The sequence below is a fragment of the Ezakiella massiliensis genome (genome assembly GCF_059862345.1).
This window is the reverse complement of sequence record NZ_JCBCEO010000006.1, coordinates 60,148-79,124: the sequence shown is the minus strand read 5'-3', so window position 1 is coordinate 79,124 and position 18,977 is coordinate 60,148. Positions and strand designations below refer to the sequence as shown.

Here is an 18,977-nt window from a genome sequence, read left to right as displayed (position 1 = left end):
TGGTTTGATTTATTGTATGTAAATTGAACTAAAGGAGGCTTTTTTATGTTTAAAAACAATTTGCCAAAAGAAAATTTGGCAGTTATGTATTTAAGATTATCAAAAGAAGATGGCGAAAAAACAGAAAGTAACTCTATATCCAATCAAAGAGAAATTATAAACTCTTATGCAAGAAAAAATCAAATTACAATGGTCAAAGAGTATGTGGATGATGGGTATTCAGGTGCAAATTTTGATCGTCCCAATTTTAAAGAAATGATAAAGGATGCCTATGATAAGAAATTTGATACGATAATTGTAAAAGACCTGTCAAGATTTGGAAGAGATTATATAGAAGCCGGAAAGTTTATACAAAGAATTTTTCCGGAAAACGGGATAAGATTTATATCCGTTAATGACAATTATGATAGTAAAAGTGCGTATATGAATGACACACATCTAATACTGCCTATAAAAAATTTTATAAACGACAGCTATTGCCGAGATATTTCCAATAAGGTAAAAAGCTCTCAAAAGATAAAAAGAGAAAAAGGCGACTTTATCAGTGCTTTTGCACCTTATGGATATAAAAAGTCTGAGGAGAATAAAAACAAGTTAGTGATTGATAAAGAGATATCAGATATTATCAAAAAAATATTTGATATGAAACTCTTGGGATATTCCTCAAAGGCAATTGCAGATGAACTAAATCATTTAGGAGTTTTAACTCCAAGAAAATATAAAGAAAGTCAAGGATTTAAGTGTAATGGATTTCAAAATACAAAAGGTGGAAATTGGTCAGCAAAGACAGTAAATAGAATTATAGAAAATGAAGTATATATTGGTAATACATTGCAGGGAAAGAGTGTTACTTTAAGTTATAAAAATAAAAAGCAGATAGAAAAAGAGAAAGAAGAATGGATAAGAGTAGAAAATACCCATGAATCAATTATAAGTAAAGAAGTTTTTACTATTGCAAATACTATGTTAAAAAGAGATTTGAATAATTCTCGTGGAAAGGACAAAATTGATATTTTTACAGGAATGCTTTTTTGTAAAGAATGTGGAAGTTCTTTGATTAGAAGGACTGTAAAGTATAAAAAAAGAGAAGAGATATTCTATATCTGTTCAAAGTACAACAAGGAAAAATCTTGCACAAGACACAGCATAAAAGAAGAAACCTTGATAAAAGCAGTATCTAAAATAATGAAGTCCTACATTGAATTTAATGAAAATCTATATTCTAAAGTTCAGCGTATAGATATAAATAAAAATTTGAAAGACAATCAAATTCCTATACTAAAACGAGAAAAAGCAATGACAGAAGAACTCTTATCTTCCCTATACCTTGACCTAAAAGAAGATGTTATTAGTAAAGAAGAATATCAACTTTTTAGAAAAAACTATATAGAGAAACTGACTAAATTAGATGAAAGTATCGAGTATAGATTGAAAAAACAGGAATATACTAAGGAGAAGATTGACAAAAATAAGAGTTGGATCATCGACATTAACAAGTATAAAAATTTATCGGAAATAGATAGATTGTCTGTTGTGATGCTCATTGATAAAATTTTTATTTCTGAAGATAAAACGATAGATGTTAGGTTTAATCATACCGAAGAATTGTCTTTACTTGAAGAAATGACAAAAATAGATAAGTCTGACATTAAAGCCAACACTATAAAAAAGAAAAGTATCGATAAAAGCAGGAAGTCAAAAACTATACCCACTGTTATGAATAAAAGTCTTGTAACTGCTGAAAGTGAGGTATGTTATGGCTAGAACAAAAAATAGGCATATATCACAATCAGAAACAGAAGTTGTAAAAGTGATTGAAAAAATATACATTGCCGGTATTTATGCTAGATTATCACAGGAAAGAAAGGAAGCTTACAGGGATAAAAGTAATTCACTTGAAATGCAGGAAGAACTTTGCATAAAAGCTGCAAACGAAAAAGATATAAAGATTTTAAGAGTATACAAGGACTATGAATATTCTGGAACAAATTTTAAAAGACCTGCATTTATTGAAATGATGGAAGATATCCGAACAGGTAGGATAAATTGTATCATAGTAAAAGATATGTCAAGGTTTGGTAGAGAGTATTTAGAAATCGCAAACTATATCGAAAAAGTATTTCCATTTTTGGGAGTTCGATTTATTTCCGTAAATGATAATCTGGATACCAAAGACGGTATAAAATCAGATCAGAGTTATGAAATAGCAATAAAAAATATCTTCAATGATTTATACGCAAAAGATATTTCAAAGAAAATAAAAGCCTCCAAAGAAATAAAAATGAAACAAGGGTCTTTTATAGGAGCGATGGCTCCGTATGGCTATAAGGTTGATAAAATTGATGGAAAAAGAGTTCTGGTGATGGACGAAAAGGCAGCAGATGTAGTAAGACTTATCTTTTATATGGCAAGTCAAGGTAAATCCAATATGCAAATAGCAAGAGAATTGACTAAAACATATACGACACCTGATGAATACAAGAGAACAGGTAAAATTTTTAAGGATAAAGAAGATACAAAACAATGGGATATTTCTTATATATCAAAAATGCTTTCTGATGAAGTATATATTGGGAATTTGATTCAAAGAGTATACTCAAATAGACATGATCCAAGTAGGAAAAGTAAGTTTCGTGATAAAGAAGAGTGGATTATAACAGAGAATACCCACAAAGGGTTAATAGACAAAACTACATTTGAAAATATCAGAGAGATAAAGGAGAAAAAACAAAACTATCTACCTTACCATTCACTGAAAAACATAATAAAAGACGGAAAAGAAAATGTTGGAGTAAAAATTCAAAGAGATTATAAAAAAGAAGGAAAGTATGACGACCTCATACAATGCAGTGTTTGTGGTAGAAATTTGAAAAAACAATATGGACCACGAGGACTGAAATATCATGATGAGATTTGCTATTGCTATTATTGTAAAGGTGGAGACAGATTAAAATTAGAAAAATCTCATGTCAGAATATATGAAACAGACCTAGACAAAATTTTAGTAGATACCTTTAAAAGACTGTTTTCAAGCTTTTATAAAAAGGATAAAAGATTACAACTAAAAATATATTTAGAAAATATAAGTGCTGAAAAGATAAATCAAGTTTCTATAAAAACAGATGTAAATAATAAAAAGATTGCTTCTCTTAGGATCAATCTACAAGAACAATATGAAAACTATGTTAAAGGAGAGGTTCTTTTAAGTGATTTTAAAATAGAAAGTAAAAAAATAAATAATCAAATAAAAACCTTAAAAAATGAATTAAAAGTTTTTGATGAAAGAATAAGAAGTATAAAAAAGAAAAAAAGAGAAATTATAGAATTTATAGATGTACTATTTTGCTGCTTGGATGCTAAAAGCATAGAAGTTGATAAAGAATTGGTCGATACATTAATTAGCCATATAGAAATATCAGAGTATAAGCAGGTTACCATATATTTTAAGTTTAAACTTGATAAAGATGTGGGAAAGCAGTTGGAGGTAGAGCATGAATAAGATAGCTATATATTTAAGACTTTCTGAAGAAGATTATCACAAAGTAGATGAAAGTGTAAGTATAGTAAATCAAAGAGATTATATAAAAAGCTACATTGAAAATGAAACATCTTTAAAAAGTTGTGAAATAGAAGAATATGTAGATGATGGATATTCTGCTACTAATACAAATAGACCTTCCTTTTTAAGGCTTATTGAGGATATAAAGAGTGGTAAAGTGGGAACTATAATTGTAAAAGATATGTCTAGGTTTTCAAGAGATTATATTTTGCTTGGGGATTACTTAAGCAATATATTACCATTTCTAAAAATACGATTTATTGCTATTAATGACAACTATGATTCTTTAAAAGAACAAGGTAATGGCTTAGATACAGATACACAGTTTAAGACATTGTATTATGATTTGTTCAGTAAGGAATTATCTGAAAAGGTAAGAAGTTCTATTAGGCAAATTAAATCGCAGGGGAAAAATATAAATTGGGCAGCACCTTTTGGATATATTAAAGATCCTAAAGATAAACATAGTATCATCATTGATGAAAAAACAGCTTTTATAGTTAAAGAAGCTTTTGATTTATTGCTAAAAGGATATTCCTGTATTCAAGTAGCTAATATATTTAATGAAAAAGGTTATATTACACGCTCTGAACGAAAAGAAGAACTGAAACTTTCTGATTATACTGGAAACTTAATTACTGGAAGTGAGGTAAAGAAAAGAGTTTGGACAAACGCAGCTATCTCACAGATTACAAGGAACGAACTATATACAGGAGATTATGTATATAATAAATTCAAAGAAACAAAAATAGGTGGAAGAAAAAGAATTTTACTTCCTGAAGAGGAGTGGAAAATACTTTCAAATACCCATGAAGCGATTATTTCAAGAGAAGTATTTGATGAGGTAAAGAAAATAAAAGAAAAAAGAAGTTTTGGAGGATATACAGGAAATAAAAATCGTTCTATTTTTTCTGATAAGATTTTTTGTAAAGAATGTGGTAGACATATGAGTTTTCGCAGTGATATTAGACAAAAGAAAAATTCAGATAAAATACACAAGTATAAAAGTTATTATTGTAATTTATGTAAAGCTGAGAAAACACCAAACAATATCAAAGAGAAAGATATTATTGAACTTATAAAACCCAAATTAAAAGATTTTAAGATTCAAAATACATTAAATGAAGAGAAAGTTATAGAACACAAGAATGTAAAAGAAGAGATTTTAAAGGAAATATCCATATTAAACAGTAATTTACAAATCATCTATGAAAACTATAAAAAGAAAAATATTTCAAAAGAGGCGTATCTAAAGGAAAAATCTCTTATACAAGATAAAAAGATATTATTGGAGAGTAAGTTGGAAGAATTGAAGTCAGAGGAGATTGATTTAAGGAAAGAAACGGATATTACAGTCTTAGACGAAGAAAGTTTATTGAAGGCTTATGTAGACAATAAAATTGATAAAATAATTGTATCAAGAAGTGGAGAAATAGAAATTATGGAGAAGTATTAGTTTGTATAGTTGAAGCTGTAACAAAATATAAACGAAAATTTCTATATCATAAAATGACTACTATGTCAATAGTGGAGATACTATTTATTTGCTAAATGTGGTATAATACAAATATGAGCGAGGATAAATTTATTAAAATTTAGAATAGCGGTGGTGAAAATTTATGGTGAAGAAAAAATTTTATGCAGTAAAGGTAGGTAAGACACCAGGGATATATGGCACTTGGAGTGAAACGGAGGAACAGGTTAAAGGATTTCCGGGAGCTGTGTATAAATCTTTTTCTACTGAGGAAGATGCAATAAGATATATATCTTGTGAAGATATAAAAGAAATTAAAAGTGTATCTGATGAAACGTCTGCAATAAATAAAAAAATAGAACAGGAAATAAAGAACTTACGAGATAGAGAAGTAATTGCTTTTGTAGATGGCAGCCATTCTTTAGATGCAGATGGAAAAGAAAAATACAGTTTTGGTGTCCTTCTTTTAACCAATGAATCAGAAGACAGTCTATATAAGGCTTTTATAGATACAACTTATATGGATTCAAGAAATATTGCAGGTGAAATTGAAGGTGTTAAACAAGCTATTTTATGGGCTATTGAAAGCAATAAACAAAGAATAAAAATTTTTTATGATTATGAAGGCATTGAAAAGTGGGCAACGAAAGAATGGAAATCTAAAGTCAAGATTTCACAGGAATATAGTAAATTCTTTGATGAGAAGTCAAAGTTGATAAATATAGAATTTGAGCATGTAAAAGCTCATAGCGGAATTGTGTATAATGAAAAAGCGGATGAATTAGCAAAAAAAGCTCTCTTGTCGCAAGGGTATAAAACATATAATGATGGATCTATCTATTTTATAGGTTTTCAAAAGCAAGATTGGCTTAATATGGTAGAATCACTCAATAATGAAATCAATGAAGAAGATATTAAAGATAAAATTAAGGTAGAAGAATCTAGTCCAAAAGATTACTTAGATAAATTGTTACTTGTGTTTGACGGTCAACGAGTGATTATTAACTGCTACAAAGGTAATAAATCTTACGTTCAAGGGAAACAGAGTTTGCTGTTTCAGAAAATTATTTCATTGGCGATTGAAAACTTACCAACAGATAGTGCTGTTATAGAAGTCCTAAATACGTATCATGCTTTAACAGTAGAGAAGCCGGAGGTTGAAAATGCTTTTTCTACGTTATTGCCTAATTTTCCAATTGATGATAAAGATACAAAACTTAGAAATACTTTATTATCCGCAGTATTTAATACACTAATAACAGGCTATATGCCGGATTATACTTGTCTGGTTACACCCCTTTTTAGAGCGATGGAATTTTATTTGCATAGAATTTTACATGATAAATTGGGTAAGAATACAACTAGAACAGGAAAAGATGGCAAATTTAAAGGGAATAATTTTGCTTTCTTTGATGAAAATGAAACAACAGGAAATTTTGAATATAATTCATCTGCTGTAGGCTTAAGTTCTAATCAAATAGATTATCTTAATCAGTTATATAGTAGCTATAACAAAATGAGACATCCATATTCACATTGGTCAGAAAATTCAATGGATACTCATGTTATAACGGATATAAAAACAGCTCATGAATTAATTTTGGAAGGCTTGCAATTTATAAATAAATATTATATGATATTTTAGTTACTTTTTTGTATAAATGATTTAAGAGGAAGGAGGAGATATTGTAATGAAACCATATTTAATAAATAGTTTAAAAAAGGATGGATTTGATGCTATAATAACATTGTTGGATTACCAAACTCAAATATCAAGATGTTTAAAATCCATTAGAATGTCTCCGAACGAAACAAGAAAACTTTTGATAGATACTATATTATGTTCAGGAATGAATGAGTATCGTTTTATTGAAACTACTTTAAATGAAGATGGAACAATTAATTTAAATCATTATAACTATGTTAATGTGGACAATGATGTACTAGAAAAAGCAAATGAGATTCTAAAATATCAACCCGCTTTTTTAAGAAATTCTGTATTGCCGGAATCACAAATAAAAAAAATAGCACAGAGTTAAATATACTGTATACCATATGACGCATCAAAGCACTTAAAGAAATTTAGGTGCTTTTTTAATATCAATTACTTGACATTGTAGGGTAAGACTACGTTAATGAAATGTATATCTGATATTATCCCATATGATGGGACTGTAAAATGGCAGTCTCATCATATGGGAAAAACTTCTTATATACCAGATGTACCTATGTTTTACCCGTACATGACTGGATTAGAATTTTTATATTTTTGTTTTCAAGTTTCTAAAAAATCGAAAAAAATGTGTCCTGAAGACATTTTATATAAAATAGGTCTTTCGAAAGATGATGGAAATAAATTAATTTCAAATTATTCTAGAGGTATGAAACAAAAATTAGCTATAGGTTTATCTCTTATTTCAGAAACTGATTTGATGTTATTAGACGAACCGACATCAGCACTAGATCCATTAGCTAAAATTGAATTATTAAAGCTTATAAAGAAACAAAAAGGAAATTTTTCAACTCTTATAAGTAGCCATGATGTTGATTCTATAATGGATATCGTTGACTATATATCTTTTATAGATGGAGGAAAAATTATATATATGGATACATCAAGTAATTTCAATAAGCTTTGTGAAGGGAGTCTTGAAATTCATTTAATGAAAAATATTGAAAAAAAGGAAATAATAAATATATTTTCAGAGTTTTTAGATGGAAAGAATATTGAAGTAAAAGATTCTACTTTAACAATAAATAAAAATTTAAATGAAGAGGAACTAATCCATTTGCAAAATTTATTATATAATAAGCAAGTACATTTTTATAGCTTTGATAAGAAAAAAAGCATTAGTAACTTTATAGAAAAAGTGAAAGGTACAGAAAATGTACTCCCCAATAAATCCAGACAAGAAATCAAGAGGATATTTTAATGAAAAAAGAGTGGATTGAAATTAATAGAGAGAATAAATTATTAATATTGATGCTATCTTTTATAAGTATCTCAGTTTTTTCTATTTTATTGACTAGATATACTCCAGAAATAATGAAATCTTTATTTCCTGAAAATATGGGCGAAGCAAAGGATATTCTTGACCAATATACCAAAAATATATCGGCAAAAAACTATATAGATCAATTTAGTAAGTATATTTCACAATTAGGATTTTTGATAACTGCCATTATATTTAGTGATTATATTGTTAAAGAAGTTTCAGAAGGTAGAATTTATAATTTGCTATCGTTAGGTATTCAAAGAAAGAAAATTTTATTAACTAAAAGCTTAATAATGAATATAGTTTGTATTTTATGCATGATAACATCTCTAATAATCTTAAGGTTAGGACTATTGTTTTATGATGTCTATATATCAATCAATTTATATGTTTTAGTTAGCTTAGTATTGATATTGAAATATCTGTTATTAATAAATATAATGACACTAATTTCTACACTAGTAAAAAATACATGGGTTAATCTAATTATAAGTCTTTCCATATATGCCATATTGAGCGTCGGAAGATACTTACCTGTATTTAAATTCTTTACCCCATTTTTCTATATATATAATTTTGCGATCACAGGATCTCTATACAGCAGTATCATTGCCTTATTAACGACAACATTTTTTATAATTATAATTTATATATTTGCAATTAGAATATTTAATAAAAAAGAAATGTAAAAAAATTAGACCGTAGTTAAAAGCTGCGGTCTTTTTGCGTACATATACTTATTTTAAAAATCTAGATTTTTTAGGATATGATAACTTCCACTCTTCAAATTCTTCGTCTGTTATCTCATCGTTGTAGTGCTTTTTTCTCATCTCATTCCACTCTATAAGAAAATTATTGAAGTCTACATCATTTGATAAAAGTCCAGTAATTTCTCCATAATCTGCCAACGGTCTAAACTTCATGTCTTTTTCATAATCAAATATTATATGCATTATTTCAAAAATAGAATTAGGTTCATGATTAATTAATGCTGATATATCACAATCAAGTGCTTCAGATATTTTTTGTAATTGTTCTTTACTTGGGGATCTATTTCCAAGCTCGTAATTTCTTATAGCAGCATCTGTCAAACCAGACTTAATGGCAAGTTCTTTTTGAGTTAAGTTTCTCATAAGTCTTAACTTTTTTAATTTTTCTCCAGAAATCAAACTAACTCCTCCTTATTTCTCAATAACTATAAATATTTTATCACAAAACGAACAAAAGCTCAACAAAATTGTTCTGTTACAAATATCTGCAAACATCTGAATATTTTAGAAAAAAATAAATAGAAAAAACTTGACAGAACAAATACGAACTGTTATTATATATACATACCGTTCGATATTGAACGGAAATTGTAAGACATACAAATTAATGCTCGCCTTTTTGAGGATGTAGAACCTTACAAACTATAAAAGGAAGACATTATGAAAGGTATTTTTATGAATGCAAAAGATGTACAAGAATTTCTTGATGTAAGTAGGACAACAGCATATCAGATAATAAACGATATGAATCAAGACTTACTTAAATTAGGCTATCGTGTACAAAGAGGAAAGGTAAATAGAGAATACTTTATGGAAAAGTATTGCTATAAACCAACAAATGCAAAGGAGGTTTAAAGTGCCAGCATACAGAGATGAAAGTGGAAATAAAACTTGGTATTGCAGGTTTTATTATACCAACTGGAAAGGAGAAAAATTAACTAAGAAAAAACGCGGATTTTTAACAAAAAAAGAAGCATTAAAATGGGAACAAGAATTTTTAAATCAACATTCTGAATCAATTGAGATGAGCTTTAGGGAGTTTTTTGAACTTTACAAGAGGGATAGAAAACCAAGAATAAGAGAAAATACTTGGAGGACAAAAGAAGCAATTGTAAATCAAAAAATACTTCCCTATATTGGTGATTTAATGCTTAATGAGATAAGTAATGTAACTATCATTCAATGGCAAAATGAGCTTATGAAGATTAAGGATAAGAATGGGAAAAACTACTCTCCTACTTATTTGAGAACTATTCATGCCCAGTTATCCAGTATCTTAAATCATGCTTGTAGGTACTACAATTTAAAAACTAATGTTGCTCGTGATGTTGGTTCTATGGGAGAAAAAGAAGCTGATGAAATGCTATTTTGGACTCAAGATGAATATGAAAGATTTATAGAAGCTATTAAAGATAAACCTGAATCATTCTATGCTTTTGAACTTTTGTATTGGTGTGGCCTTAGAATGGGAGAATTATTAGCCTTAACAAAAGAGAAATTTGATTTTGAAAGGCATACATTAAAAATTGATGAATCTTTACAAAGGATTGATGGAAAAAATGTAATAACAGCACCTAAGACTAAAAAAAGCGTCAGGACAATAGTTATGCCTGAGTTTTTAACTGATGAAATCAAAGAATATATAGACAGTTTTTATAAGTTAAAACCAAAAGACTTAATATTTAATTTCTCTAAGAGCTATCTACACCATGAAATGGATAGGGAATCTAAGAAATCTCAAGTAAAAAGAATTAGAATACATGATTTAAGGCATTCTCATGTTTCTCTCTTGATTGAACTTGGATTTTCTGCAACTGCAATAGCTGATAGGGTTGGACATGAATCGATTGATATCACTTATAGGTATGCTCATCTTTTCCCTAGTAAGCAAAAAGAAATGGCTCTGTCTTTAACACAAGTAAGAAATAATAAGGCAAATAACTGGAAAGATTTATTAGAAGAGGATGATAAAGATGTTTAGAAGACATTCATTAGATGAAATTTCTAAAAAAACGAGAAATAAAGACAAAAATAGAAAAAGAAATCGAATTTTAAACTTTAGAGTATCTGAAGAAGAATATGATCTAATAAACAAAAAGATTGAAATCAGTGGACTTAAAAAACAAGATTATTTTCTACAAATGCTATTAAATCACGAAGTTAAGTTAGTAAGTGATTATAGACTTTCTGATAATATAGCCAAGGAAATATTTCAACTAGCAAAAGCTATTAAAAAGTTTGGCAAACTCAATGACGATGAAACTGATATTTTAATCTATATTTTAGAAATATATGAAGAAATCAAAAAAGAAAAAAGCCCCTACTACAAAGAGTAAAGGCATGCACTCCTGTGAGAAGTGTTCTCTAGACAAGTTCATTTTACCACAGGAGTCTTATTTATACCAGACAGGAGGATAAAATGGAGAATAAATATAAAACAATAAAGAGATTAGATGGTTGTAAAAAGAAGAGGAGTAAGGCTTATGACAGATATTAAATTAAAATTCCCAGAAATAGATCAGACTTACGCCTTTTTAGACTTACAAACTACAGATAAGGGGACGGTTAGACAAATTACTGGGAATATTGTAACAGCTATTTTAAATCCCAAATATTGTCAAAATCAAAAAATAATTGAGGGACAAATATTCTTTGATAAATTTACCAATGAAATAAAATTCCAGGGGAAAATTATCGGAGAAAGAAATATAAAGGAAAATCAAATACGACTTTGGGATGATTCTTTAAACAATAGACTGGGCTTAGAGATAGAAAAACATTTTGGAATTAATTATAACGCCAATAAAATGTGGGAAGCTATTCGTTTTGTAGCTCACCAATATGAAGTGAGTCCGCCAAAGCAATATCTTCAAAATTTAAAATGGAATGGAGATAAAAATGCCATTAGAAAACTTTTACCAAAGTATTTGGGAGCAGATGATACAGAGCTTAACAATTGGATAATGCAACATATGATATTGGGCATGATAAAAAGAATTTTCAATCCAGGAGCTAAGTTTGATGAGATGATTGTTTTAGTTGGTGGACAAGGTATAGGCAAATCGACTTTTGCAAGATACTTGTCCATAACAGATGATTGGTTTTGCACAATTGAAAACATTCAAGGCAAGGATGCCGTCATGAACCTTATGGGTAAAACTGTCGTTGAAATCGAAGAATTTGTTGCTTTAAGAAATGCAAAATCGGCTAATGAAGCTAAATCTTTTTTATCAAAATTAAGTGATAGGATAAGAATACCCTACGAAAAATATGCAACAGATGTGCCTAGAACTTGTATCTTCATAGGGACATTAAACGAAAGAACTTTTCTTAATGATCATACTGGAGAAAGAAGATATTTGCCTGTGGAATGCAACCCAAATAAAAGAGTAAGGACTATATATCCAGATAAAAATAATAAGGAAAAACTCTCGGATAAAGAATATATATCTCTTATAAGAGATGATTTTAACCAGGCTCTAGCCTTTGGATATGAAATCTTTAAAAACAAGACTCACGCATGGACTATACCAAAAAATCTTTTAAAAGACTTGTATAAGGAACAAGAAAAATTCAAATATCTAAACCCAGATGTGGAAGACATTAGATATTTCTTAGAAGAATATAAGCCAAAAAGTGCAGATCCAAATATAACTTGTTTCAAAGAACTAACCATGCAAGGCTACCAAATAAAATCAAAATCCTTTTCAGAAATTATGGATAATTATTTTCAAGAATGGATTCCAGTTAGGTCATCAAAGACCAAGAGAATATCACCAAGTGGAGTCTCAATTCCAGTAAAACTATATTATGAAAAGAAAATAGAAAACGAAACTGACTTTATAGAAGCTGACAAGAATTTATTGCCAGAAGAATGGCAAAAAGAAAATCAATTAGAAATAGATACAGCAAATCAAGTAAAGATACAAATGTAACTTTGTAACCTGTAACCTATTGTTATAAATCTTCTTAAATTAGGATTACATAAATTAATGGCTTGATAATAAGGAGTTGTCACAGACTCTTAAAACAAGCTCGCCTAATTTTGGAAGTTTTTATTTTGTGAGTTACAGTTACACTTATTAATTCCTATTTGAAAAAATATTAAAAAATAGATTAAAAACTCGTTAGTAGTAGCAAGCACAGTAAGTGAGTACCCACTTACGAAAAAATCAAAAAATCAATAGTTTTTAAGGCTATATAATTTTATGATTTTTTCCTTGTTAGGGAGAACCCTAAGACCCCAAAAGATAAGTTAAAAGGAGAAATATATGGATAATAGAAAAAGAAATAATCAACTAAAAATATATTTAACAGATGAAGAAAAAGAAATTTTTGAAAAGAAAATGAAACTTGCAAACTTCAAAACAATGTCCCACTTTCTTAGAAAATGTGTATTAGAAAAAGAAATTTATATTGTAGACCTAGAACCATTTAGAGATCTCCAATGGCTACTTTCAAATGCAACAAATAATATAAACCAAATTGCAAAAGCTACTAATACAACTGGTGTTATTTACAAGAATGAAATCGAATCAATGAATAAACAGATAGAAAAATTATCAAGAGAGATATGGCAGATCCATTCTCTACTTCTAAATAAATCAAAAGAAAGTTCTGGCAATTAGTATGGCAATTACAAAAATACATCCTATAAAATCAACCCTAAATTTGGCAATAGATTATATTACTAATAGTGAAAAAACTGATGAAAAAATCTTGTTATCTTAATTCAAATGTCATCTATCTACTGCACATATTCAATTTATGAAAACAGGAGAAGACAATGATAGTAATAGTTCAGTTTTGTATGCGATTCTAATACGATTTTTTATTATAGGGAAGTTTGGGGCTATAAAAAAGGCTATGAGTTTAATGCTCACAGCCTTTTTCTTATATACTCTTGAACGTATTATCTGAGTTTTCATTTATTGTTTTAAGACCACTTTTTATTGCAAGTAAGACACCTGCAATTATAAAGACAAATACTATTAATATAGGAGTATAATTCATATTTATTAGCAGTTCTTTTATTCCAAAGCCTAATTCATAGTTACTCCTATAGGCTCTTAACACAATGCCTATAGCAAACATAAAGATATATGCTAAGAAAATATTTTTAAATAATATTTTTACTTCAGAAAATACCATCTTTTCAACCTGTTTTTCTGTCATTCCAGTAGTTGATAGAAGTTTAAAATCATTGGCTCTTGCTTTAAGGTTGCCTTTAAAACTATTATAGGCATTGGAAAGAGCGATGGTTATAAGAATTATTTGTATGCCAAGATTTAAAAGTTTTTCATTTCTCGTTTGTTCTTTATTCATAGCAGCTTTTATAATTTCTGTAGAAGTGCCATGATCTGATTTTGGAACATAGGTCGAAATCACCTTTTCGGCATTTTCAAATACTTTTTCTTTATTTTTATCGGCTTTGATTTTTACAAAATAATAATATACAGGATTAGCTTCATCTATTCCGTACTCATCTATAAAATTTCTTAGACTACTTTCACTTGTGTAAATAGCTATTTCATTTGACTTATATGCCTCTAATCCATAAGGCATCTCTTCTATAGATTCGTCAATTCTTATTTTCATAGCCTTTGCCTTTTCATTATATTTTAAAGTAATATTTCCAGATTCCTTATCAGAAATTTTTATATAATCTCTAAAGGTATAAGGCGTACTATTATCTTTAGATACTTTGTTCACTAAAACATAAGTCGCATTTGTAATATTATTTACTTCTAAAAGGTTTTTAAAATCTTTTTCTGTTAGTGCATAGATACTAGCATAAAGTTTATCACTGGATTTTTTACCACTATCTAGAGATTTTTTTAAATCTTTAGAAATAAAGTCCTCATTTTCACCAGTATAAAATTTTGTATCTACTCTTTGATAGATGTGTAATTGTTCTATACCTTTAACTTTTTCCATATCATTCACAAAATTTTTATTCAAAAAATCGTCAGTATAAATACTAGAGTTAAAATTGTAAGGACTTTTATATGAATTATATTTTTCATTCAAAGTTCTATATGACTGGCTAACTAAAACTGTGGTAAGTACAAAGGCTGATAGAGCCATTGAAATTACAATAATTCGATAGGTTGAACGATAGGACCTATAATAATCTTTTGCTAAAGTCTTTTCTATAGGTCCATTTATTTTTGACTTACCAAACTTAATATTTTTTTCTGTAATACCATTTAATCCCTCAATAACCTTTATCTTTGAGCTTTTCTTTGCAGGAATCAATGCTGAAAAATAAACCATTAATAAGGATAACAGAATAATTATTAAAATAGATCCAATACTTGGTATTACTAAATTAAAGTCTGGAGATTTTAGACTTTCGCCTAAAATATTTGACATTTTTTTGTAAGAGATAGAATTGTTAAACCACAACAAATATAGGAGTAGATTTGCAAAAGCCCAAGATAAGACTGTCCCTAAAGCTATTGGCAAGATTGAAAGTTTAGATGCCTTCTTTCGAATCATTTGTCTAACTTGCTTTTTAGTCATCCCAGTACTTTTTAAAAGAGCAATTTCTTTTAAATCTCTATTATTCCATACATTAAAAGCACCATATATAATAAAGGCAAAAAGTACGCAGAGAAAGAAAGCCATCCCATATTTTTCTATAGCTAAATTGATTACGCTTTTAGGTGGAATAATTCCTTTGGGATAAACCATACTATGCTCTAAAATATCTTTGTTGTAAAAAACTCTTCCAATATCTAAGGCTTTTTTCTCATCAATATTCATTTCAGACAAAATTTTTCGAGTCTTTGTATAGGTGTCCCTTATGCTTTTATACCAAATCTGCGCTTCTATTTCACCATTGTTTTCAAATAGATAATCCTTTTTATTGCTATCTGCTAAACCTATAAGCATAGTATCTTCAAAAGAATATCCATAATCATCGTAAACACCAACTATGGTATATGTCTTTTTATTTTCAATTATCTCAGAACCTAAATCATACTCCTTATTTTTTAATAAAAATCTCTCTGGCACTAAAAGTTCATTTGAATTTTCCGGTTTTCTACCATTTTTGATTTCATAGCCCAGAAGACTTTCGGAATCTCCATTTTCATATATAACTGCATTTAAGTCTGTATTAATGATTTTATTAAAAGATACTTTTTCTATGTCTGTATCGTTTTTTAATTTATCATAAAAATTTTCGTCAATTTCACCTATATTTACATGATAATCTCCAATAGTTTTCTTTACATATTCATACTGTTCAGTGTTTATTGAGTCGAAAATAAAAATAACAGTTCCTAGTAAAATTACTGCCAAAAGTATGGAAATTTTAATGGCTAGGGTGTCTTTTTTATTATTTTTAACAGCTCCACTGGCAAGATCGTTAATAATTTTCATAAGACTCATCTCCCAAGAAACTTAACCTACCATCAATCATCTTATAAACTTTATCACATGCATTCGCAACCTTTTCATCGTGGGTGATAATCATAATCGTAGAGTTCAATCTCTTATTTACTAGTCTAAAAAGTCCTGTGATTTCTTCAGAATTTTTTCTATCGAGATTTCCTGTAGGCTCATCTGCTAATATTATTGCAGGTCTTGTAATCAAACTTCTGGCAATGGCAACTCTTTGTTGCTCGCCACCTGATAATTGTTTTGGATACCTATCAAGCTTTCCTTCTATTCCTAGTATAGATAAAATTTCCTTTAAATATTCTTCATCTACTTTTTTATTGTCTAACAAAAGAGGAAGTAAAATATTTTTTCGAACGTTGATGTTTGGAATCAAATTAAAAAATTGATATACTACTCCTATATTCCTTCTGCGAAATACTGTCATTTCATCTTTGTTAAACTTGGTAATATTTTTATCTTGAATAAATATATCACCACTTGTTGGTGTATCTACTCCTGCAAGTAAATGAAGTAGTGTAGATTTGCCAGATCCACTGTCTCCAATGATGGCAACTAGGTCTCCTTTTTCTAGTTCAAAGTTTACATTTGAAAGGGCATTTACTTCTACCCCGCCCTTATATGTTTTTGTTAAATCAACTGTTTTTACTATATTCATATTGTATCCTCCTTAACTTGTCTATATAATATTAGGCTTAAGTGACTGGAAAGTGACTAGAAAAAAACTGTGTCTTATTTTTAGACACAGTCTTAAAATTTAATTATAAAATCTCAGTTCAAAGGCATTTGATTTCTTCCCCTTATGATATAAAAGCTCTCCATTTTGTCTTTCCATAACAGATTTTGCCATAGGAAGCCCAATCCCATAGCCTTTTGAATTCGGATCCGCTTTATAAAAACGTCTAAAAACTTTTTCTAACATTTCTCTATCTAAGCCATCTGAGAAATCTTCCACTAATATGCTCTTATATAAGTTCGTTTCTTTTAGATGAATTTCTATATGTCTATCTTCTGTTGCTTCTAGACCATTTTTCATCACATTAAATGCTGCTTCATAAGTCCATTTCTGATCGCATATAAGATCAAAATCATCTCCATAAAAAGGAATTTCAATATTATCGTTGATAAAATAATCTTTTAGCTTTTGTGTGATGTCTTCAATTAATTCTTGAGCAGATATACTGTCTTTTGCCATTTCTATTGTTCCAGAATCAAGGGCTGCAAGTTTTAATAAAATATCAGACAAATTATGGAGCCTAAGTAAATTATCTCTAAGTCTTTCTATATATTCTTCGGAAAAGTTGTCATTTTCGTCTTCTAATAAATCTAGTAGTAATAGAGATCCTGTTAATGGAGTTTTTATTTGATGGGCAATGTCTTCGGTATATTCTCTCAAAGTTTCTTTATTTTTCTCTGCATTTTCAGCTATTCTCTTGTTTTCTATAATAATTTTAATAATCTCATCTCTGAGTTTGCCAAATTCATCGTCTATAATTTCGTAATTATCAGAGTTTATATCAAGTGAATGTAGTAGTTTAAATATATTATTAATCTTATCCTCAAGAGCTTTCTCTTTTTCCTTTTCAATTTTTGAAATAACTATAAACAGAATTATATTTATAAGTAAAAAACCAATAAGTGTTAGATTATCAAATCTTGGACTCAGATAAATTACAAACAAAGACATTATTAGATTGAAAATTAAGACAAGTAAAATATTTTTGCTTTTATTCATTGTCCCACCTATATCCTATCCCTCTAAGAGTTTTTATATGACTACCATAATCTCCAAGTTTAGATCTGAGTCTTTTTATGGTGACAGTTAGGGTATTGTCATTTACTTCATAAAAATCATAACCCCAAACATAATCTAAAATTCGCTCTCTTAGTAGATTTATATTTTGGTTTTCTAAAAGCATTTCCAATATAGCAAACTCTTTTAAGTTAAGGTCTAAATCTTTTCCATCTATTGAAGCTTGTTTTGATATAAGATCTAAAGATAAATTTTCAAAAGTCAGCTCATTCACTTTTTTAATTTTTCTACTAAAAACATTGTCTATTCTCGCCTTTAGGACAGGAAGAGAAAAAGGTTTTGTAATATAATCATCTGCTCCTTGAGAAAGACCTTTGATAACATACTCGTCTTCATTTTTTACAGTAAGCATTATTACAGGAAGGTCAGAAAATCCCCTCAGCCACTTTAAAAAATTAAAGCCTGATCCATCTGGAAGATTGGCATCAAGTAGAATTATATTAAAATCATTAAAATTAAGATTTTCTGTCTGAGAAAGATTGTTATAAATAATTGTTTCAATATTATGTTTGTTTAGGTAAGTTTTAACAGCAAAAGCAATTGTGCTGTCATCTTCAATCATTAGTATTTTCAATTCTATACTCCAATATATCCGATATATCACATTTAAAATACCTACAAATTCTACTCAGTATTTCCATACTAACATTCTCATCTCGTCCCATTTTAGCTATGGTATGAGGAGTTGTGTTTATGGCTTTTTGTAAATCTAGTTTATTCATCTTTTCATCTATTAATTTTTTCCATAATTTATCATAGGAAAATCCCATAACTCACCTCAAATTAATCTTCTACTTCGTACAGTATTTCTATAATATTATACCATGTTTATAAGTGATTTAATCTAAGTACATTAAATAAGTCGATTCTTATAATACATTATATTCTCCGGTACTGGGACTGGGACGGGACAAAAAAATTGAAAACGTCCTATAATTGGGTGGATTTAGTGATACTA

Annotated in this window: 17 protein-coding genes and 2 pseudogenes; 13 read left to right on the top strand and 6 right to left on the bottom strand. The window is 28.6% G+C overall.

Translation table 11 applies throughout. The features are described from left to right. Positions 1–45 precede the first annotated feature (45 nt). The 7 genes and pseudogenes from AC6FXG_RS07990 (at position 46) to AC6FXG_RS07960 (ending at position 8,718) form a co-directional block, all read left to right on the top strand. A complete protein-coding gene (locus AC6FXG_RS07990) occupies positions 46–1,764 on the top strand; it encodes a recombinase family protein (protein WP_500572274.1) in 1,719 nt (572 codons plus the stop codon). Next, on the top strand, positions 1,757–3,499 hold the full coding sequence (locus AC6FXG_RS07985) for a recombinase family protein (protein ID WP_500572273.1): 1,743 nt from the start codon (positions 1,757–1,759) through the stop codon (positions 3,497–3,499). The genes AC6FXG_RS07990 and AC6FXG_RS07985 overlap by 8 nt, the downstream gene beginning before the upstream one ends. After that, positions 3,492–5,015 carry a recombinase family protein gene (locus AC6FXG_RS07980; RefSeq protein ID WP_500572272.1) on the top strand — a complete coding sequence of 508 codons (1,524 nt, stop codon included), beginning with the start codon at positions 3,492–3,494 and terminating at the stop codon, positions 5,013–5,015. The genes AC6FXG_RS07985 and AC6FXG_RS07980 overlap by 8 nt, the downstream gene beginning before the upstream one ends. Before the next feature lie 163 nt (positions 5,016–5,178). Further along, on the top strand, positions 5,179–6,678 hold the full coding sequence (locus AC6FXG_RS07975; protein WP_500572271.1) for a ribonuclease H1 domain-containing protein: 1,500 nt from the start codon (positions 5,179–5,181) through the stop codon (positions 6,676–6,678). A gap of 46 nt (positions 6,679–6,724) precedes the next feature. After that, entirely contained in the window at positions 6,725–7,072 is a 348-nt protein-coding gene (locus AC6FXG_RS07970) for a type II toxin-antitoxin system RnlB family antitoxin (protein ID WP_110057762.1), read from the top strand. Between the two features lie 93 nt (positions 7,073–7,165). Beyond that, positions 7,166–7,966: pseudogene (locus AC6FXG_RS07965) on the top strand (ATP-binding cassette domain-containing protein); the annotation flags it as partial. Continuing rightward, entirely contained in the window at positions 7,966–8,718 is a 753-nt protein-coding gene (locus AC6FXG_RS07960) for an ABC-2 transporter permease (protein ID WP_500572270.1), read from the top strand. The pseudogene AC6FXG_RS07965 and the gene AC6FXG_RS07960, both read left to right, overlap by 1 nt. Positions 8,719–8,766: 48 nt before the next feature. On the opposite strand, the gene AC6FXG_RS07955 is transcribed toward AC6FXG_RS07960, so the two are convergent. Continuing rightward, positions 8,767–9,198, bottom strand: a complete 432-nt coding sequence (locus AC6FXG_RS07955; RefSeq protein ID WP_500572269.1) for a helix-turn-helix domain-containing protein — start codon at positions 9,196–9,198, stop codon at positions 8,767–8,769. A gap of 261 nt (positions 9,199–9,459) precedes the next feature. Here AC6FXG_RS07955 and AC6FXG_RS07950 point away from each other — a divergent pair, with 261 nt between their 5' ends. From AC6FXG_RS07950 to AC6FXG_RS07925, 6 genes and pseudogenes are all read left to right on the top strand, one after another. Further along, positions 9,460–9,654, top strand: a complete 195-nt coding sequence (locus AC6FXG_RS07950; RefSeq protein WP_002839721.1) for a hypothetical protein — start codon at positions 9,460–9,462, stop codon at positions 9,652–9,654. A 1-nt stretch (position 9,655) separates the two neighbouring features. Beyond that, a complete protein-coding gene (locus AC6FXG_RS07945) occupies positions 9,656–10,780 on the top strand; it encodes a site-specific integrase (RefSeq protein ID WP_500572268.1) in 1,125 nt (374 codons plus the stop codon). After that, positions 10,773–11,135 (top strand): plasmid mobilization protein, encoded by a 363-nt coding sequence (locus tag AC6FXG_RS07940; RefSeq protein ID WP_070640727.1) that lies wholly within the window; start codon positions 10,773–10,775, stop codon positions 11,133–11,135. Before AC6FXG_RS07945 ends, AC6FXG_RS07940 begins: the two co-directional genes overlap by 8 nt. A gap of 117 nt (positions 11,136–11,252) precedes the next feature. Continuing rightward, positions 11,253–12,734, top strand: coding sequence for a VapE domain-containing protein (locus tag AC6FXG_RS07935; RefSeq protein WP_500572267.1), 1,482 nt, complete (start codon positions 11,253–11,255; stop codon positions 12,732–12,734). 336 nt (positions 12,735–13,070) lie between these two features. Further along, positions 13,071–13,427 (top strand): plasmid mobilization protein, encoded by a 357-nt coding sequence (locus AC6FXG_RS07930; RefSeq protein ID WP_500572266.1) that lies wholly within the window; start codon positions 13,071–13,073, stop codon positions 13,425–13,427. A 1-nt stretch (position 13,428) separates the two neighbouring features. Then, positions 13,429–13,659: pseudogene (locus AC6FXG_RS07925) on the top strand (hypothetical protein); the annotation flags it as partial. Positions 13,660–13,692: 33 nt separating this feature from the next. Here AC6FXG_RS07925 and AC6FXG_RS07920 read toward each other — a convergent pair. The 5 genes from AC6FXG_RS07920 to AC6FXG_RS07900 form a co-directional block, all read right to left on the bottom strand. Then, positions 13,693–16,188: an FtsX-like permease family protein gene (locus tag AC6FXG_RS07920; protein ID WP_500572265.1), complete on the bottom strand. Its 2,496-nt coding sequence runs from the start codon at positions 16,186–16,188 to the stop codon at positions 13,693–13,695. Beyond that, entirely contained in the window at positions 16,175–16,864 is a 690-nt protein-coding gene (locus AC6FXG_RS07915; protein WP_500572264.1) for an ABC transporter ATP-binding protein, read from the bottom strand. Before AC6FXG_RS07915 ends, AC6FXG_RS07920 begins: the two co-directional genes overlap by 14 nt. Positions 16,865–16,963: 99 nt before the next feature. Beyond that, complete coding sequence (locus AC6FXG_RS07910; protein WP_500572263.1) at positions 16,964–17,941, bottom strand: sensor histidine kinase; 978 nt, start codon at positions 17,939–17,941, stop codon at positions 16,964–16,966. Then, complete coding sequence (locus tag AC6FXG_RS07905; protein ID WP_500572262.1) at positions 17,934–18,593, bottom strand: response regulator transcription factor; 660 nt, start codon at positions 18,591–18,593, stop codon at positions 17,934–17,936. Before AC6FXG_RS07905 ends, AC6FXG_RS07910 begins: the two co-directional genes overlap by 8 nt. Then, positions 18,574–18,789 carry a helix-turn-helix domain-containing protein gene (locus AC6FXG_RS07900; RefSeq protein WP_500572261.1) on the bottom strand — a complete coding sequence of 72 codons (216 nt, stop codon included), beginning with the start codon at positions 18,787–18,789 and terminating at the stop codon, positions 18,574–18,576. The genes AC6FXG_RS07905 and AC6FXG_RS07900 overlap by 20 nt, the downstream gene beginning before the upstream one ends. Positions 18,790–18,977 lie beyond the last annotated feature (188 nt).